The sequence below is a fragment of the Streptomyces sp. NBC_01013 genome (genome assembly GCF_045162765.1).
GTDB lineage: Bacteria > Actinomycetota > Actinomycetes > Streptomycetales > Streptomycetaceae > Streptomyces.
The window spans coordinates 4,551,940-4,577,190 of sequence record NZ_CP108687.1 but is presented as its reverse complement, the minus strand read 5'-3'; the positions used below and the strand labels follow the sequence as shown (position 1 = coordinate 4,577,190).

2 protein-coding genes are annotated in these 25,251 nt (G+C 72.1%); both read right to left on the bottom strand.

Features of this window, described 5'->3' with window-relative positions:
• Window positions 1-7 precede the first annotated feature (7 nt).
• Entirely contained in the window at window positions 8-20,128 is a 20,121-nt protein-coding gene (locus tag OG538_RS19870) for an amino acid adenylation domain-containing protein (RefSeq protein WP_406095421.1), read from the bottom strand.
• Complete coding sequence (locus tag OG538_RS19865; RefSeq protein WP_406095419.1) at window positions 20,125-25,170, bottom strand: amino acid adenylation domain-containing protein; 5,046 nt, start codon at window positions 25,168-25,170, stop codon at window positions 20,125-20,127. Before OG538_RS19865 ends, OG538_RS19870 begins: the two co-directional genes overlap by 4 nt.
• Between the last annotated feature and the right edge of the window lie 81 nt (window positions 25,171-25,251).

Genomic DNA, 25,251 nt, shown 5'->3' with positions numbered 1-25,251 from the left:
GCGGGGGTCACCTGGTCCACTGCGCGGCACGCTCTCCGCCGCCCATCCCGGACTGTTCGCGCAGGCCGGCCGAAACGGCCTTGATGGCGGCGCGGCCCGAGACGGCATTGGTGAGGACCACGAAGCCGGTGCCGTCGGAGATCCTGACGATCATCATGTTGCGGTAGCCGTACGGTTCGCCGCCGTGCCCGGCCTCCAGTGCGGGGGCCTCCCCGTCGACCACCGTGCCCAGGCCGTAGAAGGTGCCTTCGCCGACGGGAGTGAGCAGTTCCTCGGCGAGCGCCTTCGACAGGAACGCGAAGGGTTCGCCCAGGTAGGCCCTGCGCAGCTCGACGGCGACCTTGGCGAGGTCGGCGGCGGTGGACCAGAGCCCTGAGGAAGCGAGGTGCGGACCGACGCGCCAGCCGTCCTCGACCGGGTCGCCCAGCGGCCCGTGACCGACGGCCGTCGGCCTGCCCGACGTCTGCGGGTGGTCCTGGTCGAAGCTGCTGTGCGCCATGCGCAGCGGCGCGAAGACCGTGCGGCGCATCAGCTCGGCGAACGGCAGCCCGGTGACGTCCTCCAACAGCCGCTGGATCACCCAGTAGTTGGTGTTGGACACCAGGAACCTGCTACCGGGCGCCACCTCACTGTGCACCTGTGCGAGCAGGTCGGACAGCGGCGGCAGATCGGTGCCGGGGGTGACGCCGGCGTACGGCACGGAGACCAGACCCGACCAGTGCGAGAGCAGCTGGCGCAGGGTGACGGCGACCGGGGCACCGTCCTGGCCGGTGATCCGCCAGCCGCCGGTGAGCCGGGGGTTGACGTCCGCGTCGAGGTCGAGGGTGCCCTCGTCGACCAGGCGCAGCACCGCGAGTGCGGTGATGTGCTTGCTGATCGAACCGGCCTGGAAGAGCGTCGTCGGCGTGACGGGCTGTGTCGATCCCGCCTCCAGGACGCCGTAGCCGTGCAGCGACGCGACCTCGCCGTCGTGAAGGACCGCGACCGCGACGCCGGGAATGTGGTGCTCGTCCATGACGGGCAGCCGGTCGGCTGCGGGCGCCGGGTCGGCGGCGGCGGTTGTCTTCGTGGTGCCGGGGCCTGCCGCGGCGTCCAGTTCGGCGGCCAGTTCGGCCAGGGTGTGCGTCTGGTAGAGCATCTGGAGCGTGATGGGCAGTTCCAGCTTCCGGACGGCGGCCATCACCTTGATGATGAGCATCGAGTGGCCACCGAGCTCGAAGAAGTTGTCGCCCGTCCCGACCCGGTCGATGCCGAGGGTCTGCTCCCACAGGCCGGCCATGATCTTCTCGGTCTCGGTGACGGGGGCCGCGTACGGGCGCTGTGCGGCGTCCCCGGCAGCGTGGCCGGGGGCGGGCAGGGCGCGTCGGTCGACCTTGCCGTTGGCGTTCAGCGGCAGGGCGGCCAGGGGTGTCAGCGTCGACGGGATCATGTAGTCCGGCAGGCGCAGCCCGCAGAACGCGGCCAGGTCCTCGACCGGCCGGCCGTCCCGCGTGACGTAGTAGGCGACCAGCCGCCGGTCACCCGTGTCCGTCTCGTGGACGGTCACGAACACCTCACGCACGGCCGGGTGCGCGGCCAGCACGGCCTGCACCTCACCCAGCTCGACACGGTAACCACGGATCTTCACCTGGTCATCGAGCCGGCCCAGGAACTCCACGTTCCCGTCCGCCCGCTGCCGCACCAGGTCACCCGTCCGGTAGAACCGCGCACCCGCAGGCCCGTACGGATCCGGCAGGAAACGCTCCGCCGTCAGATCAGCACGACCCGCATACCCGCGCGCCACACCCGTCCCACCCACATACAACTCCCCCGCCACACCCACCGGAACCGGCTGCAACAGCCCGTCCAGCACATACATCGTCATGTTGGGGGTGGGGCGTCCGATCGGCACGACCTCCGAGGGCTGCGCCTCGGTCACCGGATAGATGCAGGTGCCCACGGACGCCTCGGTCGGCCCGTACTCGTTGATCATTCCGCCGGGGCCGAGCAGGTCGAGCCACCGGTTGGCGACCTCGCCGGGGAAGGCCTCCCCGCCGGCCACGACCGTCCCGGTCAGCCCCGCGAGGGTCTCCTCGTCCAGCTGGTGGGCAAGGGCCTCCAGGTGTCCCGGAGTCAGCTTGAGGAAGCTGTACGGGGCTCCGGCCGCCAGGTGTTCGCCCAGTCGGTCCAGCCCGATGTCCTGGGAGAAGGTGTGCACGGCCTGGCCGGCGACGAGCGGCGCCCAGATGTTCGGCACGACGAGGTCGAAGGCGACGGACGAGAAGAGGGCGGTGCCCGAGGTCCCCCGGGACAGCCACTCCCGTGCGGCCCAGGCGACGTGGTTGACGAGCCCGCGGTGCGGCAGCTCGACCCCCTTCGGCGTCCCGGTCGAACCCGAGGTGAAGATCACGTACGCCAGCCGGTCGAGGTCATCGACCCGCTCGGGCGCCGTCACCGGCAGCTGCGCCACCGAAGGCCGCGTCGCGTCCAGGACCACCCGCGCACCCGACGTCTCCACGATGGCCGCGATCCGCTCGGCCGGGGCGCTCGGGTCGACCGGCACGTAGGCCGCGCCCGCCTTCCACACCCCGAGCAGGGACGCGATGAGCTCAGGACCTCGGTCCAGGACCACCGCCACCCGCGACTCGTGGCCGGCTCCCTGATCCCGCAGGTAGTGCGCGACCTGGTTCGCACGGGCGTCCAGCTCCGCGTAGCTGAGGATGAGTTCGTCCGACTGCACGGCCGTGGCCTCCGGAGTCCGCAGCGCCTGCGCCTCGAACAGCTCCAGCACCGAACGCGTCTCCGCCTCGTACTCCGTCTCGTTCCACTCCACCACCTGGCGCCGGTACTCCGCCGCCGGCAGGTGCGCCTCCCGGGCGGAACCCTCCGGGTCCGCCGCCATCGCCTCCAGGACCGAGCGGAACATCGTCGCGACGCCGTCGAGGTGCGGCTGGTCCACGACGTGGTTGCTGGCGTGCAGGTTGATCGAACCGCCGAGCGCCGAGACCCGCAGCCCGAACTCGAGCGCGCCCTCGCCGACCGTGGCCTGGGTGTCGATCAGGCCGTGGTCGATCTGCCGGAAGTCCTGGTAGGTGAAGGGGGCTTCGATGATCCGGTCACCGGCTGCCAGCTCGTGCTGGATGACCGGCATCGGGAAGGCACGGTGCGCCCAGAGCTCCGTCTCCCGCCCGTAGACCTGCGCCACCAGCTCGCGCCAGGTGCGGGCCGAGCGGTCGTGGGCGAAGGGAAGGGTGTTGAGGTGCATCCCGTACACGGCGTCGGCGCCGAGGATCTCGGGCCGGGCGTTGCACACCAGACCGGTGAAGAACCTCTCCTGGTCGGTGAGCAGGCTCATCGTCTTCAGGTGCGCCGCGTGCAGCACGCTCTTGAGCGAGGCGCCGGCGGCCGAGGCAAGGGCGCGCAGCGGCTCCTCCAGGTCCGCGTACGGGATTCTGCTGCGGCAGGCGACCGGCTCCGTGTCCGGGTGCGCGGCCCATCCGCCCGGCAGGGCGATGCGGTCGTGGCCCTCGACGATCCCCTGCCAGTACGTGCGGTCCTCGGCGGAGGCGAGCGCATCGCGCTCGGCGGCGATGAAGTCGGCGAACCTGACGTCGGCCGTCGGGTCGTCGCCGGGCGCCTCGCCGTTCCTGGCGCGCCGGTACTCGCCGAGCACCTCCATCAGGAGGTTGCTGTGGCTCCAGCCGTCCAGGATGACGTGGCACTGGGTGACCGACAGCCACCAGGCACCGTCGCTCTCGACATGGGCGCCGAGCCGCAGCAGCGGGGCCGCTCCCAGATCGAAGAGCTCGGCACGCTCGTCGGTGGTGAACTGCCGCATCGAAGCGGCGAGTTCGGTTTCACTCAGACCCCGGACCTCCCGGAACGTGACATCGGGTGCGGCGTCGGAGTGCACCAGCTGCATCGGCACGGAGTACGAGGTGAGGTCGAGGGACGTGCGCAGCACCTCGTGGCGTTCGGTGAGCACCGCCGCCGCCGTACGCAGCGCGTCCTCGGAGAAGGACTGCTCGTCGCGGATCCGGACGGAGACCACGTTGTGGTACTTGTGCCGGCTGTCGCCGCTCTGCATCTCGACGACCATGCCCAGCTGGACCTGCGACAGCGGGTACGCGTCGGCGAGTCCGGCCGGGAGACGGTCCCGGTCCTCGTCCGCCACCAGGGCGAAGGGTGCGGTCAGGGCGGTGGTCGCTGCGGCCGGGGCGGGCCGGCCGGTCGCGAGCTCGGCGAGCGCGGCCACCGTGCGGGCGGCGAGGACATCGCGTACGGCCAGGTCATGACCTGCGGCGCGCAGTGCGCCCACGACGACGAGCGCCCGGATGGAGTCGCCGCCGAGGTCGAAGAAGCCGTCCTCGACACCCACCCGTTCGACGCCCAGAGCCTCACGCCAGATACCCGCGATCTGCTCCTCGGTCGCCGTGCGCGGCGCGACGAACACACCGTCACTGCCCAGCGCCGCACCCTCCACAGCAGGCAGCGCCCGCTTGTCGAGCTTGCCGTTCGTCGTCAACGGCAACACCTCCAACGGCACGAACGCCGCAGGCACCATGTACTCCGGCAACGACGCCGACAGATGCGCCCGAAGCTCACCCAGCCCCGGCACCTCCCCCACCCCGGCAGACACGAAATAACCCACCAGACGCCGGTCACCCGGCACATCCTCACGCACCACCACAACCGCGTCCCGCACCCCCGGATGCGACCCCAGCACACTCTCGATCTCACCCAGCTCGATCCGGAACCCCCGGACCTTCACCTGGTCATCCGCACGCCCGACGAACTCCAGACTCCCGTCCGGCAACCGCCGCGCCAGGTCACCACTGCGATACAGCCGCGAACCGGCCGGACCGAACGGGTCGGGAACGAAACGCTCGGCGGTCAGCTCGGGGCGGTTCAGATAGCCGCGCGCCACACCCGGGCCCGCCACATGGATCTCACCCGGCACCCCGATCGGCACCAGGTCCCCGTTGTGGTCGAGGAGGTGGACGCGCAGGTCACTGAGCGGCCGGCCGATCGGATTTCCGGCCTGCGGGTCCAGGTCACGCTTGGTGAGCCGGTGGTACGTGGTGTGGACGGTGGTCTCGGTGATCCCGTACATGTTCACCAGAGCCGTACGGGCCAGGCCCAGCCGGTCGGTCCACGGCTTGAGGTCGGCGACCTCCAGCTTCTCCCCCGCGAACACCACCGCACGCACCGACAGCTGCTTCACCCGCCGGTCACCGTCGCCCGCCGCCGCCACGAGACCACGGAAGGCCGACGGCGTCTGGCTGAGGACTGTCACCTCTTCCTCCACCAGGAGGTCGAGGAACTCGTCCGGGGAACGCGTGACCGTGAACGGAACGACGACCAGCCGGCCGCCGTGCAGCAGCGCTCCCCACATCTCGAACACCGACACGTCGAAGGCGTAGGAGTGGAACAGCGACCACACGTCCGTCTCGTCGAACGCGTAGTGCTCCTGCGCCGTCGACATGAGCCGCACCACATTGGCGTGCGTCAGGGCGACGCCCTTGGGACGGCCCGTGGAGCCCGAGGTGTAGATGGTGTAGATCAGGTTCTGGGGGCTGCCCGCCACACCCGGATCGGTTCCCGGCTGGGCCGCGATCAGTTCCGCGTCACCATCGAGCGACAGCAGCTCACCCTCGAAGCGGCCTTCAAGGATTCCGGCCTGCGCCGACGACGTCACGACCACCCGAGCCGCGGTGTCCCCCACGATGTACGCGAGACGGTCCACCGGGTTCGCCGGGTCGAGCGGCACGTACGCCGCACCCGACTTCAGCACACCCAGCAGCGCCGGCAGCAGATCCGCACCACGCTCCAGGCAGACCCCCACAAGATCCTCCGGGCCCACCCCCCTGGCCCGCAGCACATGCGCGATCCGGTTCGCCCGCACGTTCAGCTCCGCATACGACCACGTGACCTCACCGAAGGTCACCGCCCCCGCATCCGGCGTCCGCGCCACCTGCTCCTCGAACAGCTCATGCACCCGCCGCGTGACGGGCTCGGCGGCTTCGGCGCTCTGTTCGCCGAGCAGCCGCTCGCGCTCACCCGCGGGCAGGTACATCGCCCGGGCATCGCCCTCCGCGTCGGCGGCCATCGACTCCAGGACCGCCCGGTACATGCCGGCCAGCCGGTCGGCGTGGGCCCGGCCGAGCACCTGGGTCGAGGTGGACAGGACGATGTTGTCGGCAGTGGCGTGCGCGGAGAGCCCGAACTCGGTGGGCGTCTCACTGATCCGCACGTCGGAGTCGACCAGCTCGTCGTCCACCTGGTGGAAGTCGACGAAGTTGAACAGGACGTCGATCAGACGGCCCGCGCGCGCCTCGCGCTGGATGGCGGGCATCGGGTAGTGGCGGTGGTCCCAGACCTCCAGCTCGCGGTGGAAGACCTGGTCCACCAGCTCCCGCCAGGTGCGGGCACGCCGGTCGTGGGCGAAGGGAAGGGAGTTGAGGTGCATGCCGTACACCCGCTCGGCGCCCTTGACCTCGGGCCGGCCGTGGCAGACCAGGCCGGTGAAGAAGGCCGCGTCGCCGGTGAGCTGGCTCATCACCTTCAGGTGGGCGGCGTGCAGCACGCTCTTGAAGGAGGCACCGGTGGTCGCGGCCAGGGCGCGCAGGTCCTCGGCCAGGTCACCGAAGGTGATCTTGACCCGATGGGAGCCCGCGGGCTTGTCCTTGGCCTCGGCCCAGCCGGCCGGCAGCTCGAACTTGGAGTGCTCGGTGACGATGCCGGACCAGTAGGCGCGGTCGTCCCCGTCGGCCAGAGCCGTCAGCTCTGCGGCGATGAAGTCGGCGTACCGGACCGGGAGTTCCTCGTGCTCCACCGGCCGGCCGTCGCGCACCGCCCGGTAGGTCTCCAGGATCTCCATGACCAGTGAGGCGTGGCTCCAGCCCTCCAGGATCACGTGCGACTCGGTGAGGCTGAGCCACCATGCGCCGTCGCCCTCGATGTGGGCCGCGGCCCGCAGCAGCGGGGCCTGGGACAGGTCGAACAGGTCCTCGCGCTGCGCGGTGACGTAGCCGCGCAGAGCGCCCTCCAGCTCCGCCCGGCCGAGCCCGGTCACGTCGTGGGCCGGGACGGTGACCGGCACGTCCGCGTGGACGACCTGCATCGGTACGGAGAAGCCGGTGGCGTGCACCGACGTGCGCAGCACGTCGTGGCGGGCCACCACGAGACGGACGGCCTCGGTCAGGGCGTCCGGTGCGAACGGCGTCTCGTCCTTGATCCGGAACGACGTCACGTTGTGGTAGTTGCTGCGCCCGTCGTCGGCGAGCAGTTCGACGACCATGCCGGCCTGGATCTGCGAGAGCGGGTAGGCGTCGAAGGCGCCCGCGGGCACCTTCGCCCGGTCCTCGTCCGTGATGAGTGCGAACGGCTGCACCGCTGCCTCCTCCTGTGTGGTGTCCTGCCAGGTGGCGAGCTCGGCGAGGCGCGCGACCGTGCGCTGCTCGAAGACCTCGCGCACACCGATGTCGAAGCCGGCCGCGCGCAGGGCGCCGACCAGCGGCACGGCTCTGATGGAGTCGCCGCCCAGTCCGAAGAAGCTGTCGTGGACGCCGATCCGGTCGATGCCGAGGACGTCCTGCCAGATCTCGGTGATCCGGCGCTCGGCGTCGGTGCGCGGGGCGAGGTAGGTGGTGTCCGAGGCGAGCGCGGTCTGCGCCGGGGCGGGCAGCGCACGTCTGTTGAGCTTCCCGTTGGCGTTCAGCGGAATGCTGTCCAGCGGCACGTAGGCCGCGGGGACCATGTAGTCGGGCAGGGTCAGCGCAAGGTGGTCGCGCAGTTCGGCCAGGCCCGGGCCCTCCTCGTCGGCAGGCACGAAGTAGCCGACCAGCCGCTTCTCGCCGGGGGTGTCCTCGCGGACCACGACGACGGCGTCGCGCACCCGCGGGTGCGTGCCGAGGGCGACGGAGATCTCACCGAGTTCGATGCGGAAGCCGCGGATCTTCACCTGGTCGTCGATCCGGCCCATGAAGTCGAGACTGCCGTCGGGAAGCCTTCGGGCCAGGTCACCCGCCCGGTAGAGGCGGGCGCCGGGCTCGTCCCCGTACGGGTCGGGCACGAAGCGTTCGGCGGTGAGTCCGGGCCGGTTCAGATAGCCGCGGGCCACGCCCGGGCCGCCGACGTGGATCTCGCCGGGCACGCCGAGCGGGACCAGGTGACCGGCACGGTCGAGGAGGACGGTGCGCAGGTCACCGAGAGGCCCGCCGACCGGGCTCGCGGCCGGTGCCGCCAGGTCTTCCGGGGTCAGCCGGTGGTGGGTGACGTGGACGGTGGTCTCGGTGATCCCGTACATGTTGACGAGCTGCGGGGCGTCGAGGCCCAGCCGCTCGGCCCACGGCACGAGTTCGCCGACTTCCAGCTTCTCGCCGCCGAAGACCACGGACCGCAGGGCGAGCCGGTCGATGCGCGGGTCGCCGTCACGGGCGGCGCCGACCAGGGAGCGGAACGCGGACGGTGTCTGGTTGAGCACGGTGACCCGCTCGTCGGCGAGCAGACCGAGGAAGTCCTCGGGCGAGCGGGAGACGCTCTGCGGGACGACGACGAGCCGGCCGCCGTACAGCAGCGCTCCCCACAGTTCCCAGACGGAGAAGTCGAAGGCGTAGGAGTGGAAGAGCGTCCACACGTCCGCCGGCCCGAAGTGGAACTGCTCCTCGGTGACGGTGAACAGCCGCAGCACGTTGGCGTGGCTGAGGCAGACGCCCTTGGGCTTTCCGGTGGAGCCCGACGTGTAGATGACGTAGATCAGGTCGTCGGCGGCGGCGAGCGGCGCCGGGTTGCTCGCGGGCTGCGCCGCGATCAGCGCGGGGTCCTCGTCGAGGACGATCAGTTCACCGTCGTAGCGGCCCTCCAGGGTGCCGGCCGCGGACCGCTCGGTCAGCACGACCGGTGCCTGCGCGTCGGCCGCGATGTAGGCGAGCCGGTCGGCCGGGTAGGCCGGGTCGAGGGGAAGGTAGGCGCCGCCCGCCTTGAGCACCCCGAGGAGTGCGGGCACCAGGGTGGCGGAGCGCTCCAGGCAGACGCCGACCAGGGACTGCGGCCCGATCCCCCGGGCGCGCAGCAGGTGGGCGATGCGGTTGGCGCGTGCGTTGAGTTCGGCGTACGTGAGCCGGATGCCCTCGCAGGTGACGGCGACCGCGTCCGGGGTGCGGGCGGCCTGCTCCTCGAAGACGCCGTGGACGGTACGGGGATCGGCCGGCGCCGTGGCGCCGTTGTTCCAGTCGGCGAGCAGCACCTCCCGTTCCCCCGGCGGCAGGTAGGTGGCCTGCGCGTCGCCCTGCGGGTCGCCCGCCATGGATTCCAGGACCGCGCGGTACATGCCCGCGAGACGGTCGGCGTCCGTGCGGGAGAGGCTGGCGGTGCTGGTCTTCAGGTTCAGATGGCCGGCCAGGGTCGTGACGGCGAGCCCGAACTCGATGCCGCCCGAACCCACTCCCGACTCGACGTCCACGAGGTCGGTGTCGACCATCCGGAAGTCCTGGTAGTTGAAGACCACGTCGACCAGGCGGCGGCCGCCGTCGTTCCGCTGCATCTCGGGCATCGGGTACTGGCGGTGCGGCCAGAGCGCGACTTCCCGGTCGAAGACCTGGCGCACCAGCTCCTGCCAGGTGCGTGCGGTGCGGTCGACGGCGAAGGGCACGGTGTTGACGTACATGCCGTAGACGCGGTCGGCCCCCGCCGCCTCGGGCCGGGTGTCGGTGACGAGCCCGGTGAAGAAGGACTCCTCGGCGGTGAGCTGGCTCATCACCTTCAGGTGGGCCGCGTGCAGCACCGCCTTCAGGGAGACCTGGGCCGTCGAGGCGAAGGTGCGCAGCCGCGGCTCCAGGTCGTGCAGGGGCACCCGGACCCGGTAGCTCTCCGCGGGGCCGGACGTGCCGGCGGGGGCGGGGAGCTCGAACTTCTCGTACGACTCCGTGATCCGCTGCCAGTACGCGCGGTCCGCGGCGGACTCCAGGGAGGTCAGTTCGGCGGCGATGAAGTCGGCGAAGCGCACGTCGGGGGCGGCAGGCGTGGTGACGTCGGCGGGTGCGGTGCCCGACCTGACCTGCTCGTAGGTGTCGAGGATCTCCATCATCAGGGCGTGGTAGCTCCAGCCCTCGGTGATGGCGTGCGACTCGGTGAGGGCGAGGTGCCAGGCCTGGTCGCTCTCGACGAGCGCGGCGACCCGCAGCAGCGGGGCGGCCGACAGGTCGAAGACATCGGCCTTCTCGGCGGTGACGAACGCGCCGATCGCCGCGTTCTGCTCGTCGGGTTCCTGCCCGCGCAGGTCGTGGACACCGACCGGGACGGTCACGTCGGTGTGCACCAACTGCATCGGTACGGAGAAGCCGTCGAGCCGGAACGACGTGCGAAGGACATCGTGGCGTGCCGTCACCAGCCGGATCGTCTCGGCCAGAGCCCGGGCGTCGAAGGGCACGCCGTCACGGATCCGGTTGACGCTGACGTTGTGGTACTTGGCGGCGGCCGTGTCGGTGAGCATCTCGACGGCCATGCCGATCTGCACCTGGGAGAGCGGATAGGCGTCGTCGAGACCCGACGGCAGCCGGCCGCGGTCCGCGTCGGTGACCAGGGCGAAGGGGGCGACCCCCGGCTCGGGTTCGGCGGGAGCGGGGCGGCCGGTGGCGAGTTCGGCGGTGGCCGCGATCGTGCGTCCCTCGAAGATCTCGCGGACCCCGAGGTCGAAGCCGGCCGCGCGCAGGGCGCCGATCAGCGAGACCGCGCGGATCGAGTCCCCGCCCAGGTCGAAGAAGCTGTCGTGGACGCCGATCCGGTCGATACCCAGCACGTCCCGCCAGACCTCGGTCATACGCTCCTCGGCGCGGGTGCGGGGGGCTACGTAGACCGCGTCCGCGGCGAGCGCCGAGCGGCCGGGAGCGGGCAGCGCCCGCTTGTCGACCTTGCCGTTCGCGGTGAGCGGCAGGGCGTCGAGGACGACGTAGGCGGCGGGCAGCATGTAGTCGGGCAGGCCGCCGGCGAGGGCGTCGCGCAGGGCCGCGGGGGCGAGGGTGCGGCCGTCGGCAGCGCTGACGTAGGCGACGAGCTGCTTGTCGCCGGGGGTGTCCTCACGGACCACGACGACGGCGTCCCTGACTTCGTCGAGGCGGGCCAGGGCCGTCTCGATCTCGCCCAGCTCGATGCGGAAGCCACGCAGCTTCACCTGGTTGTCGATGCGGCCGATGAAGTCGAGCTGGCCGTCGTCGAGCAGTCGCACCGAGTCGCCGGTGCGGTACAGGCGGGTGCCCGCCGGGCCGTACGGGTCCGGCACGAAGCGCTCGGCGGTGAGGTCCGGGCGGCCCCGGTAGCCGCGGGCGAGGCCCACTCCGGCGACGTACAGCTCACCGGGCACGCCCGCGGGCACCGGCCGCATCGCAGCGTCGAGCACCCGCAGCGTGAAGCCGGGCACGGGGCGGCCGATCGGCGGGGTCACCGCACCGGCCAGCGGTGCGCTGACGGAGGCGCAGACGGTCGTCTCGGTGGGCCCGTAGGCGTTGAGCATGCGCCGCCCGGGCGCCCAGGCGGCGACCAGGTCGGGGGTGCAGGCCTCACCCGCGACCACGAGGGTCGCTTCGGCCGGCAGCCCGCCGTCCGGCGAGAGCACCGTGAGCGCGGTGGGCGGCAGAGTGAGGTGGGTGACGCCTTGCTCGGCGGTGAGCCGGGTCAGCTCGGGGCCGGGCATCAGCCGGTCGGCGGGGGCGAGGACCAGCGTCGCGCCGGACAGGATCGTCTGGGCGAGGTCGGCGAACGCCGCGTCGAAGCTGATGGAGGCGAACTGCAGGACACGGTCGCCCGGCACGATCCCGAAGGCGTCCGCCTGCGCGTCGGCGAGGTTCCGGGTGCCGCGGTGGGTGACGACGACGCCCTTGGGGCGACCCGTGGACCCGGAGGTGTAGATGACGTACGCGGCGTGGTCGACGTCCAGTGCGACGTCCGGGGCGGTGTCGGGGCGGGCCGCGACCGCCTCGGCGTCCCCGTCGACGAGGACGACGGTCGCGTCGTGGGCGGGCAGCTTCGCCAGCAGGTGTTCCTGGGTGACGAGGACGGGCAGCGCCGAGTCCGCCAGCATGTAGGCGAGCCGGTCCGCCGGGTAGGCCGGGTCGAGCGGCACGTAGGCGCCGCCCGCCTTCATGATGCCGAGCAGTCCGACGACCAGGTCGGGGCCGCGTTCGGCGCTGATGCCGACGAGCGTCTCGGGGCCGACGCCGAGGCCGGCCAGGTGGTGGGCGAGCCGGTTGGCACGGACGTCGAGCTCGGCATACGTGAGGCTGATGTCTTCGTACACGAGCGCGGTCGCGTCCGGCGTGCGGGCGACGTGCGCGGCGAACTGCTCCGGGACGGTGCGGGGTTCCGCCGCCGACGCGGGGCCGGTCAGCGCGGCGAACAGCTCGCGCTCGCCCTGCGGCAGTACGTCGGCGCGGGCGTCACCGTTCGGGTCGGCTGCCATCGCCTCCAGGACGGCCCGGTACAGGCCGGCCAGTCGCTCGACGTGTCGGCTGCCGAGGGCGTGGGTGTGGCTGCTGAGCCCGAGGTATCCGCCGAGCACGGAGACGTGCAGGTCGAACTCGGTGGCGGCGTCGTGCACCGCGCCCGCCATGTCCACCTGGCCGGTGTCGACCTGGTGGAAGTCGAGGTAGTTGAAGACCACGTCGATCAGCCGGTGTCCCCCCGCCAGGCGCTGGATCGCGGGCAGCGGGTAGCGGCGGTGCGGCCAGGTACCGGCTTCGCGGGCGAAGACCTGCTGGGCCAGCTCGCGCCAGGTCGCGGCGGAGTTCCGGTCGAAGGGGTGCGGCAGCGTGTTGAGGTGCATGCCGTACACCCGCTCGGCACCGAGGGCCTCGGGCCGGCCGTGCGAGACGATGCCGGTGAAGAACGCCGGCTCGTCCGTCAGCATGCTCATCACCTTCAGGTGAGCGGCATGCAGGACGCTCTTGTACGACACCCGCGCCGCGGCCGCGAACGCCCGCAGCGGACGCTCCAGCCTGCTCAGGTCCACGCGGGCCCTGGACGGGCGGCGCGGGCCGTCCGGTTCGGCCCAGGAGGCGGGGAGTTCGAGGGGCGCGTGCGTGTCGAGGGTGTGCTGCCAGTACGCGCGGTCGGCGGCGGAGTCCAGGGACTCCAGTTCGCCGGCGATGAAGTCGGCGTACCGGACGGCTGTCGGCTCGTGCGGGTCCGCGACCCCGTTGTCCCTGAGCTGCCGGTAGCAGTCGAGGATCTCCATGAGGAGGGAGTGGTGGCTCCATCCCTCGGTGACGACGTGCGGCTGGGTCAGGCCCAGGTACCAGGAGTCGTCGGCGTCGATGAGCGCGGCGATCCGCAGCAGCGGGGCGGACGAGAGGTCGAACAGCCGGGAACCCTCGTCGCGGCGGAAGCCGGCGAGCGCCCCGGAGCGTTCCTCGTCACTCGCCAGGCCGCGCAGGTCCTGCACGGACACCGGGACTTCGGCGTGGTCGTGCACGAGCTGCACCGGCACCGAGTAGGCGGCCAGTTCGATCGAGGTGCGCAGGATGTCGTGGCGGCCGGTGACCGTGCGGGCGGCCGCCCGCAGCGCCGCCACGTCGAAGGGGGCGCCCTCGGGGTCCTGGATCCGGAACAGGCTGACGTTGTGGTACTTGTTGCCGCCCTCCTCGGCGAGCATCTCGACGACCATGCCGGTCTGCACGAGGGAGAGCGGGTAGGCGTCCTGGACGCCGGCGGGAAGCGCGGCCCTGTCCACCTCCGCGAGGAGGGCGAACGGTGCCACGCCGGTCAGCGCGGCCTTGTCGGGCGCGGGGCGGCCGGTGAGGAGCTCACCGAGCCGGGCGACGGTGCGGTACTCGAAGACGTCGCGCACCCCGATGTCGAAGCCCGCGGCGCGCAGCGCGCCGACGAGGGCGACGGCACGGATGGAGTGGCCGCCGATGTCGAAGAAGTCGTCGTCCACCGAGACCCGTTCCCGCTCCAGGACCCGGCGCCAGACGGCGGCGATCTGCTCCTCGGCATCGGTGCGCGGGGCGATGTGGCGGTCCTGCCCGGCCTGCTCGCCGTCCGAGTCGGGGGCGGGCAGGGCGCGGCGGTCGACCTTGCCGTTGGCGTTCAGCGGCAGGGCGGCCAGGGATGTCAGTGCCGACGGGATCATGTAGTCCGGCAGGCGCAGCCCGCAGAACGCGGCCAGGTCCTCGACCGGCCGGCCGTCCCGCGTCACGTAGTAGCCCACGAGCTGCTTGTCACCCGTGTCCGTCTCGTGGACGGTCACGAACACCTCACGCACGGCCGGGTGCGCGGCCAGCACGGCCTGCACCTCACCCAGCTCGACACGGTAACCACGGATCTTCACCTGGTCATCGAGCCGGCCCAGGAACTCCACGTTCCCGTCCGCCCGCTGCCGCACCAGGTCACCCGTCCGGTAGAACCGCGCACCCGCAGGCCCGTACGGATCCGGCAGGAAACGCTCCGCCGTCAGATCCGCACGACCCGCATACCCGCGCGCCACACCCGTCCCACCCACATACAACTCCCCCGCCACACCCACTGGAACCGGCTGCAACAGCCCGTCCAGCACATACATCGTCATGTTCGGCAACGGCGAACCGATCGGCACGACCTGCGAAGACTCCGCCTCGGCCACCGGGAAGACACACGTACCCACCGACGCCTCCGTCGGCCCGTACTCATTGACCAGCCGGCCCGCACCCAGCACCGCGGACCAACGGCCCGCGACCTCACCGGACAACGCCTCACCCGCCACCACCACGACCCCGGCCAAGGACGCCACCGCCGCAGGATCCAGCTGATGCCCCAGGATCTCCAGATGCCCCGGCGTCAGCTTGATGAAGCTGTACGGGCCCCGCGCCACCAGACGCGCACCCAGATCAGCCATGTCCACCGACCCGGACACCGCGTGAACCGCCTGCCCCACCACCAACGGCGCCCACAAGTTCGGCACCACCAGATCGAAGGCCACCGAAGAGAACAACGGCGCACCACCCGAACCCCGCGACGCCAACTCCCGCGCCGCCCAAGCCACGTGATTGACAAGCCCGCGGTGCGGAAGCTCGACCCCCTTCGGCACCCCCGTCGAACCCGACGTGAAGATCACATACGCCAGCCGGTCCAGATCATCCACCCGCTCCGGCGCCGTCACCGGCAGCTGCGCCACCGAAGGCCGCGCATCATCCAGCACCACCCGCGCACCCGACGACTCCACGATCGCCGCGATCCGCTCCGCCGGATACGACGGATCCACCGGCACATACGCCGCGCCCGCCTTCCACACCCCCAGCAACGACGCGATCAGCTCAGGACCACGATCCAGCACCACCGCCACCCGCGACTCATGCGCCACACCCCGCTCCCGCAGGTAGTGCGCGACCTGATTCGCGTACGCATCCAACTCCGCATAACTGGTAGCCAATTCCCCCGCCACCACCGCCGTGGCCTCCGGCGTCCGAAGCGCCTGCGCCTCGAACAGCTCCAGCACCGAACGCGTCTCGGCCTCGTACTCCGTCTCGTTCCACTCCACCACCTGGCGCCGGTACTCCGCCGCCGGCAGATGCGCCTCCCGGGCGGAACCCTCCGGGTCCGCCGCCATCGCCTCCAGGACCGAGCGGAGCATCCCTGCGAGGCGGTCGGTTCCCTCCCTGCTCAGTGCGCGGGGCGAGGCCGTGAGGACAAGGTGGCCGATACGGGCCGAGACGCCGAGCGGGAACTCGGTCGGGCTGTCGTCGATGCTCGCCAGGTAGTCGACGCGGTCGCGGTCGACCTGGTCGAAGTCGTGGTAGCTGAATCGCATGTCGATCAGGCGCTCGCCGTCGGCGAGTTCGCGCTGGATGACCGGCATGGGGTACGCCCGGTGCGGCCAGAGTTCGATCTCACGGGTGAAGACCTGGCCGACGAGCTCGCGCCAGGTACGCGCCGAGCGGTCGTGGGCGAAGGGAAGGGTGTTGAGGTGCATGCCGTACACCCGGTCCGCACCGAGGACCTCGGGTCTGGCATTGCAGACGAGGCCGGTGAAGAAGCGCTCCTCCTCGGTGATCAGGCTCATCGTCTTCAGGTGCGCCGCGTGCAGCACGCTCTTGAGTGACGCGCCCGCCTTGGTCGCCAGCGCCCGCAGCCTGTCCTCCAGATCGTGGAAGGGCACGGGGACGCGGTAGGGCTGTCCGGCGTCCTGGTCGTCGCCGGCCCAGGGTGCCGGGACGGACAGCCGGGCGTGGCCGGTGACGATGTCCTGCCAGTAGCTGCGCGAGTCCTGCGAGGCGAGCGTGGACAGTTCGGCGGCGACGAAGTCCGCGAATCGGGCCGTGGGCCCGTCCGACGCGGCGGCGACGGGCTCGCCGTCGCGAATCCGGCGGTACTCCTCCAGGACCTCCATCAGGAAGGAGTGGTGGCTCCAGCCGTCCAGGATCGCGTGGCACTCGGTGTTGGTCAGCCACCAGCTGCCGTCGCCCGCGAGGTGCGCGTGCAGCCGCAGCAGCGGGGCGGTGGCGAGGTCGAAGAGGTCGGCCCGCTCCGCGGCCGTGAACTCGCGCAGCGAGTGCAGGAGTTCTTCCTCGCCGAGTGCGCTCAGGTCACGTACTCCGAGGGCCATGTCGGCCTCGGCGTGCACGAGTTGCAACGGTACGGAGTACGCGGCCAGGTCCACCGAGGTGCGCAGCACGTCATGGCGCGCGACGACGGCGGCCGCCGCCTCACGCAGAGCGGCCTCGGAGAAGGGCTGGTCGTCCCGTATGCGGAACGAGGTGACGTTGTGGTACGGGTGCTTCCCGTCGTCGGTCAGCATCTCGACGACCATGCCCAGCTGGACCTGCGACAGCGGGTAGGCGTCCGCGAGGCCCTCCGGGAGCCGGTCCCGGTCCTCGTCCGCCACCAGGGAGAACGCGGCGACGGTGGCAGGCCGGGCGGCCGGCGCCGGTCGGCCGGTGACGAGTTCGGCGATGCGCGCGACGGTGCGGTACTCGAAGACGTCACGCACGGCCAGGTCGTACCCGGCGGCGCGCAGCCGCCCGACGAGGGTGACCGCCCGGATCGAATGACCGCCGAGCTCGAAGAAGCCGTCGTCGACGCTCACCCGGTCGAGGCCGAGCACGTCCTGCCAGACTTCGGCGATCCGCTCCTCGACGACGGTGCGCGGGGCGACGTACGCCGTCGCGCCGACGGCATCCTGGCCGGGGACGGGCAGGGCCCGCTTGTCGAGCTTGCCGTTGGTGGTCAGCGGCAGCCGGTCGAGGACGACGAACGCGCCCGGAACCATGTACTCGGGAAGCGTGGCGGCGAGCAGGGCCCGCAGCTCTGCGGGGGCGGGGGCCGTCGCGTCGGCCGTGACGTAGGCGACCAGCCTGACGTCGCCCGGGGTGTCCTCCCGGACCAGGACGACGGCGTCGCGGACCGCGTCGTGGGCGGCGAGGGCGTTCTCGATCTCACCCAGTTCGATGCGGAAGCCGCGGATCTTCACCTGGTCATCCGCACGCCCGAGGAACTCCAGGCTCCCGTCCGGCAGCCGCCGCGCCAGGTCGCCGCTTCGGTAGAGGCGGGCACCGGCCGGACCGAACGGGTCGGGGACGAAGCGCTCGGCGGTCAGCTCGGGGCGGTTCAGATAGCCGCGGGCCACGCCCGGGCCACCGACATGGATCTCCCCGGGGACTCCGACGGGCACCAGCTCACCCCTGGCGTCCAGGAGATGGACGGTGAGGTCGCCAAGCGGCCGGCCGATCGGATTGCCGGACTGCGGGTCCAGGTCCGCATCGGTCAGACGCCGATAAGTCGTGTGCACCGTGGTCTCGGTGATCCCGTACATGTTCACCAGAGCCGTACGGTCCAGGCCGACGCGCTCCGCCCACGGCACGAGCTCCGAAACCTCCAGCTTCTCCCCCGCGAACACCACCGCACGCAGAGCCAGCAACCCCACCCGCGGATCACCGTCCCGAGCCGCACCCACCAACGAACGGAACGCCGAAGGCGTCTGATTGAGGACGGTCACGCCCTGCTCGACAAGCAGATCGAGGAACTCCTCGGGCGAACGCGTGACCGCGAAGGGAACAACCACCAAGCGCCCACCGTGCAGCAACGCACCCCACATCTCCCAGACCGAGACATCGAAGGCGTAGCTGTGGAACAGCGGCCACACATCGCCGCCGTCGAAGGCGTAGTGCTCCTGACCGCGCGCGAGAAGCCGCACCACGTTCTCGTGAGTGAGAGCCACCCCCTTGGGACGCCCCGTCGAACCCGACGTGTAGATCGTGTAGATCAGGTTCTGAGGACTGCCCGCCACACCCGGATCAGTACCCGGCTGGGCCGCGAGGACCTCGGCCTCGGCGTCGAGCGCGACGACCTCGCCCTCGTAACGCCCGTCGAGAACACCCGTCAGCGCGGACGTGGTCAGCACCACCGGCGCGTTCGCGTCCTGAACGATGTACGCGAGACGGTCCGCGGGATTCGCCGGGTCGAGGGGCAGATAGGCGGCGCCCGCCTTGAGCACGCCAAGGAGTGCGGGCATCAGTTCGATACCGCGTTCCAGGCAGATGCCGACGAGGGCCTCCGGGCCGATGCCCTTGGCGCGCAGCAGGTGGGCGATGCGGTTGGCGCGGAGGTTGAGCTCCGCGTACGAGAGTTCCTGGTCCTCGAAGACGACGGCCACGGCGTCCGGGGTGCGGGCCACCTGGGCTTCGAAGACCTCGTGGACCCGGCGGGTGACGGGGGCGACGAGCTCGGGGCCGCCGGCGAGCAGGGCCCGCTCCTCTTCGCCGAGGATGCCGGCCGTCGAAAGCCGGGTGGCCGGGTCGGCGGTGACGGTGCCGAGGAGGCGCAGCAGGTGGTCCGCCATGCGCTCCACCGTCGAGCGGTCGAACAGGGCGGTGGCGTACTCGAAGCTGCCGGTGAGGGAGCCGTCGGCGCCTTCGGTCAGCTGGAGGTCGAGGTCCGTCTTGGCCGTGTGGTTGGTGCCCAGGTACGGCTCCGCCGTGACGCCGGCCAGCTCGAAGGCGGTCGTCCGCTCGCCGTGCATGGTGAACGCCACCTGGTAGAGCGGCGTGCGGGACATGTCGCGCTCCGGCTGGAGCCGGTCGACGAGCTGCGCGAAGGGCATGGCCTGGTGGTCGAAGGCGTCGAGCACGGTGGAGCGGGTGGCGGCGAGCAGCTCGCCGAAGGACGCGTCGGCGGACCAGTCGCCGCGCAGCACCAGGCTGTTGATGCCGTAGCCGATCATGCCCTGGAGTTCGGGCAGGGTGCGTCCCGAGCCGACGGTGCCGACCGCGACGTCCGTACGCCCGGTGTACCGGCCGAGGAGTCCGTGGAAGGCGGCGAGCACCACCATGAAGGGGGTGGCCTCGTGGCGACGGCCCGTCTCGCGGATGAGGTCGGCGAGGGGAGCCGGCAGTGTGAAGGCGACGGTGTCGCCCGCCGTGTCCCGCACCGCGGGGCGAGGCCTGTCGGCCGGCAGCTCCAGGGCCTCGAGTCCTGCCAGCTGTGCGGTCCAGTAGTCGAGCTGGCGGGCCAGGGCGCCGCCGTTCAGTTCGGCGCGCTGCCAGGCCGCGTAGTCCGCGTACTGCACCGGCAGGGGCGCCAGGGGGTTGCCGGCACCGCTGGTGAAGGCGCCGTACAGGGCGGAGAGTTCCTGGCCGAAGACGCCGGTGGACCAGGCGTCGCAGGCGATGTGGTGGAAGACGACGGACAGCACGTGGTCGTCCGCGCCGCGCCGCAGCAGCCGGGCGCGCACCGGCCACTCGCCGGCCAGGTCGAACGGCCGGCCCATGTCGTCCTCGACGGCACGCAGCAGGCTCTGCTCGTCCGCCACCGAGGTGACGTCCAGCGTGGTGGGGCGCGGCGCGTCGATGACCTGGACGGGTTCCTCGCCGGCCAGCGCGTAGCGGGTGCGCAGGATCTCGTGACGCTCCAGGAGCGCCTGCCAGGCACGGTCGAGCGCGCCGGTGTCCAGCGGGCCGCGCAGCCGCAGCACGAGCGGCACCAGGTACTCGGTGCTGTCCGGCTCCAGCCGGTTCAGGAACCACATCTGCTGCTGGCCGTACGACAGCGGCAGCGGAGCCGTGCGGTCCGCGCGCGGGACCACCGTGCGCCGGCCGGCGCCGCGGCGGCCCGCCATCCGGCGGCGCAGCAGCTCGTCGCGCAGCGCTGCGGCTTCCCGAACCGTCTGGGCCTTGTCTCCGGTCATGCGTCGTACCCCTTCACCAGCTGTTCGTCGTTCACGAGTTCCGAGTCGGTGAGCGCGGCGATCTCCGCCCTGATGCGCTCCTCGACGGTGGCCGCGAGGCGCGCGATCGTGGGTCCCTCGAACACCGTCCGTACCGCGAAGTCGATTTCGAACTCCTCCTGGATGCGGGAGATCAGCCGGATCGCGAGGATCGAGTTGCCGCCCACGTGGAAGAAGTTGTCGTGCGCGCCGGCCCGGGTACCGAGCAGCTCGGTCCAGATCTCGGCGATGCGCTCCTCGACGGGGCCGCTCGGCTCCACCTGCTCCGCCGTCCCGGTCCCGGCGCCGGGCACGGGCAGGGCGCGTCGGTCGACCTTGCCGTTCGCGTTGAGGGGCAGCGCGTCGAGCGGGGTCCAGACGGTGGGGACCATGTAGTCCGGCAGCCGCAGGGCGCAGTGTGCGGCGAGCGTGTCCGCCGGGTCGTCGCCGGCCTCGGGGACGTAGTAGGCGACGAGCTGCTTCTCGCCGTTGTCCGTCGTGTGGACGGCGAGGAACGTCTCCCGTACGGCGGGGTGTTCGGTCAGCACGGCCTGGACCTCGCCGAGTTCGACCCGGTAGCCGCGGATCTTGACCTGGTCGTCGAACCGGCCGAGGAACTCGACGTTGCCGTCGGTCCGGCGGCGGACCCGGTCGCCGGTCCGGTAGAACCGGGCACCGGGGCCGCCGAACGGGTCGGGCAGGAAGCGCTCCGCGGTCAGGTCGGGGCGGTTGGCGTAGCCGCGGGCCACTCCTGTTCCGCCGACGTACAGTTCGCCCGCGACCCCGGCGGGCACCGGCTGGAGGCGCTCGTCCAGGACGTACATCGTCATGTTCGGCAGCGGACGGCCGATCGGCAGGATCTCCGTGCCGGCCCCTCCGGCCCCGTCGGGCACCTCGAAGACGCAGGTGCCTACGGAGGCCTCGGTCGGCCCGTACTCGTTGACCAGGCGGGTGTCCGGGGCGAGGGCCCGCCACCGCTCCAGGGTGGCCCGCGAGAAGGCCTCTCCCGCCACGACGAGGACCGGGGCCAGCGCACCGGCCTGGGCCGGGGTCAGCTGGTGGGCGAGCACGTCGAGGTGGCCGGGGGTGAGCTTCAGGAAGCTGTACGGGGCGGCCTCGTCGAGGTGCTTGCCGAGCTCCGAGAGGTCGGTGTCCTGGGGCAGCAGGAACAGGCGCTGCCCGGTGACCAGCGGGGCCCACAGGTTCGGCACGACGAGGTCGAAGGCGACGGACGAGAAGAGCGCCGCCCCGCCGTAGTCGCGCGGTGCCAGCTCCCGTGCCGCCCAGGCGACGTGGTTGGCGAGGCCGCGGTGGGTGACCTCGACACCCTTCGGTGTCCCGGTGGAACCCGACGTGAAGATCACGTAGGCGAGCCGGTCGAGGTCGTCGGTGCGGGCGGGCCGGGTGGCCGGCCCGGCCGCGATCCGGGCCGCGTCGGTGTCCACGAGGACGGCTCCGTCCCCGGCGGCCGGCGCGTGTGCGCTTGACGTGATCACCGTGTCCGCGTATGCGCTCCGGCGCATCGCGGTGAGCCGCTCGGCGGGGCAGGACGGGTCGACCGGGAGATACGCGCCGCCGGCCTTCCACACCGCGAGCAGGGCCGTGACCAGGTCGGGCCCCCGGTCCAGGAGTACCGCGACCCGTGACTCGGCGCCGACACCCCGGTCCCGCAGCAGGTGGGCGAGGCGGTTGGCACGGGCGTCCAGCTCGCCGTAGGTGACGCTCTGCGAGCCGTACGAGAGTGCGATGACGTCCGGAGCGGCGGCCGCCCGGGCCTCGACGCGTGCGAGGACGGTCTCGGACTCCGCGCGGAACTCCGTCGCGTTCCATCCGAGGAGGAGCCGGCCGCGCTCGTCGGCCGACAGGAAGTCGACCGTCCCGAGCGGCAGACCGGGCTGCTGCGTCACCTGCCGGAGCAGCCGGGTGAAGTGCCCGGTGAGCTGCTCGACGGTGGCACGCTCGAAGAGGGCGGCGGCGTACTCGAACACGCCTTCCAGGGCCCCGTCCTCGGTCCTGCGCATGAAGAGGGAGAGATCGGTCTTGGCGACCTGCCAGGAGGCCGTGAAGGCCGCCATGTCCTCGTCATCGGTGGCGACGCTGGTGACGCCCTCGCTGTGCAGGTCGAACGCGACCTGGTAGAGCGGGGTACGGGAGAGGTCGCGCTCGGGCTGGAGCTCGTCCACGAGCCGCTCGAAGGGCAGTTCCTGATGGGCGAAGGCGGCACGGGCCGCCTGGCTGACCCGGTCGAGGGCGTCGGCGAAGGTCACGTCGGCGTCCAGTGCGCACCGCACGACGAGGGAGTTCAGGAAGAAGCCGACGGTGCCCTCGGTCTCCGGGCGGCCCCGGCCGGCGACGGGAGTGCCGACCGGGATGTCCCAGCCGCCGCTGTAACGGGCGATCAGGGTGGCGTACGCGGTGAGCAGGGTCATGAAGGGCGTGGCGCGGTGCGCCCTGCCCAGCTCGGCCAGCCGGTCCGCCAGTTCCGGCTCGACCCGGAAGGGGACGACAGCGCCGCGCGGGTCGCGCTCGGCCGGGCGGGGGTGGTCCAGGGGCAGGTCGAGCGGCTCGATCCCGGCCAGCGCGGTGCGCCAGTGGGCGAGCTCACCGGCGATGAAGTCGTCGGTGAGCCGGGCGTGCTGCCAGGCGCCGTAGTCGGCGTACTGCACGGGGAGTGCGGGCAGGACCGGTGCGCGGTCCGCCTCGAACGCGGCACACAGTTCCCGCAGTTCGCGCTCCAGGATGACCGTGGACCAGCCGTCGACGGTGATGTGGTGCAGCGTGAGGAGCAGCACGTGGTCGCCGCCGGTGCGGGCGAGCAGCGCCCGCCACAGCGGGCCTGCGGACAGGTCGAAGCCGCGCCCGAACTGCTCGCGGAACAGCTGCTCCACACCCTCGCGCGAGGTGTCCTCGACACGGAGCTCGACCGGCTGCGCGCCGGCCTCGCCGATCACCTGGCAAGGCTCGCCGCCCCGGTCCGGATAGACGGTGCGCAGCGCCTCGTGGCGGGCGGACAGAGCCTCCAGGGCGCGCCGCACGGTGTCCGCACCGGTGTGCGCGGGCAGCCGCAGGAAGAGCGGGGCCACCCACTCGGGGCTGCCCGGGTGCATCCGGTCCAGGAACCACAGGCGGCGCTGGCCGGACGACAGCGGCAGGTCGCCGTCGCGCGGGACGGGCACGATCGGGCTCTCGTCGGCGGCGGGGACTTCGATGAGGCCGGCCTGGGCCTCGACGGTGGTGGCCCTCAGTAGTCCGCGCAGGGAGATCTGCGCGCCGGACGCGGCCCGCAGCCTGGCGGCGAGGCGGGTCAGCTGGAGGGAGGTGCCGCCGAGGGCGAAGAAGTCGTCGTGCGCGCCGACCCGGTCCAGCCCGAGCAGGTCCGCCCAGGCGTTCGCGACGAGCTGTTCGCTGTCGGTGCGCGGGGCGACGAAAGGCAGCTGGTCGGCGGCGGCGATCTCCCCCGGGGTGGGCAGCATGGCCCGGTCGGCCTTGCCGTTGGGGGTGAGCGGGAAGGCGTCGAGGGTGTGGAAGAACGACGGGATGTGACTCTCGGGGAGGCGCTCGCGCAGGAACGCGCGCAGCACGTCGGCCGACGGGCCGGCGGCCTCGGGGCCCGTCGTGGTGAGGTGTGCGGCGAGCCGCTTGCTGCCGCGCTCCGCCTCGTACGGCAGGACGACCGCGCCGCTGACACCGGGGTGGGCGGTGAGCGCCGCCTCGATCTCGGCCGGCTCGATGCGGACGCCGTTGACCTTGACCTGGTGGTCGAGGCGGCCCAGGTAGTCCAGGGTGCGGTCGGTACGCCAGCGCACCAGGTCACCGGTGCGGTAGAGGCGCGAGCCGGGCTCGCTCGCGTAGGGGTCGGGCACGAAGCGTTCGGCGGTCAGGTCGGGGCGGCCGAGGTAGCCGCGGGCCACGCCGGTCCCGCCCGCGTACAGCTCGCCCGGGGTTCCGATCGGAACCGGATCGCCGTTCGGGCCGAGGACCAGGACACGCATGCCGGGGATGGGGCGGCCGATGGGTATCGCGCCGCTGGTCTGCGCCGGGTCGACGGGCTGGGCGGTGATGTCGATGGAGCACTCCGTGGGCCCGTAGGTGTTCCACACCTCAAGGGCCGGGCCGGCCTTCTCGCGCAGCCGGGCGACGAGTTCGCCGTGCAGGGCCTCACCCGCGGAGAACAGCAGTCGCAGGGAGTCGCAGCCGCTCCAGTCGCCCTCCTCGACGAGGATGCGCAGGACGGAGGGGACCACCTGGAGGACGGTGACGCGGTAGTCGGCCACCGCGCGCAGCAACGCCGCCGGGTCCCGCTCGGCGCCGGTCGGCGCGAGGACCACGCTGCCGCCGCCGACCAGCGGGGCGAAGATCTCCCAGCCGGCCGCGTCGAAGCCGATGGACGTCTTCTGCAGGATGCGGTCGTCGGGGCCGAGACCGTGCTTGCGCACGGTCCAGCCGACGCGGTTCGCGATGCCCGCGTGGGTGATGACGACACCCTTCGGGGTGCCGGTGGAACCAGAGGTGAAGACGGTGTACGCGGCGCCGTCCGGATCCGCGCCGCCCGCGGGGGCGGTGTCCGACAGGTCGGCGGGCACCTCGTCGGGGCCCGCCCGGCGGGCGCCCGCGTCGCGGACGGCGCCTTCGAGTGCCGGGCCGGCCAGGACGACCTGGGCACCCGCCGCGCGGACCAGGCCGGTCAGCCTGGCCGGCGGCTGCCCCGGGTCCAGCGGCAGGTAGGCGGCGCCCGCCTTCCACACCCCGAGCAGCGCGACGACCAGGTCGGTACCGCGTTCCAGGCTGACCCCGATGACGGAGTCGGGCCCGGCCCCCAGCCCTCGCAGGAAGTGCCCCATGCGGTTGGCCGCGCGGTCGAGCTCCGCGTACGTCACGGTGTCCGCGCCGTCGACGACGGCTACGGCGTGCGGCGTGCGCAGGGCCTGTGCGGCGAACCTCTCGTGCAGAAGGGGACTGCCTCCGGCCGCCGACGGCCGGGGACGGATGTCGGGGACGTCACCCGACCGCTGTTCGGCGTTCACGAGATCTCCTGTTCGGGATTGCGAAAGAGAGGAGGTGCGGAGGTGGGGGGTGAGGGCGTGGGGGGGTGGGGCGTGGGGGGC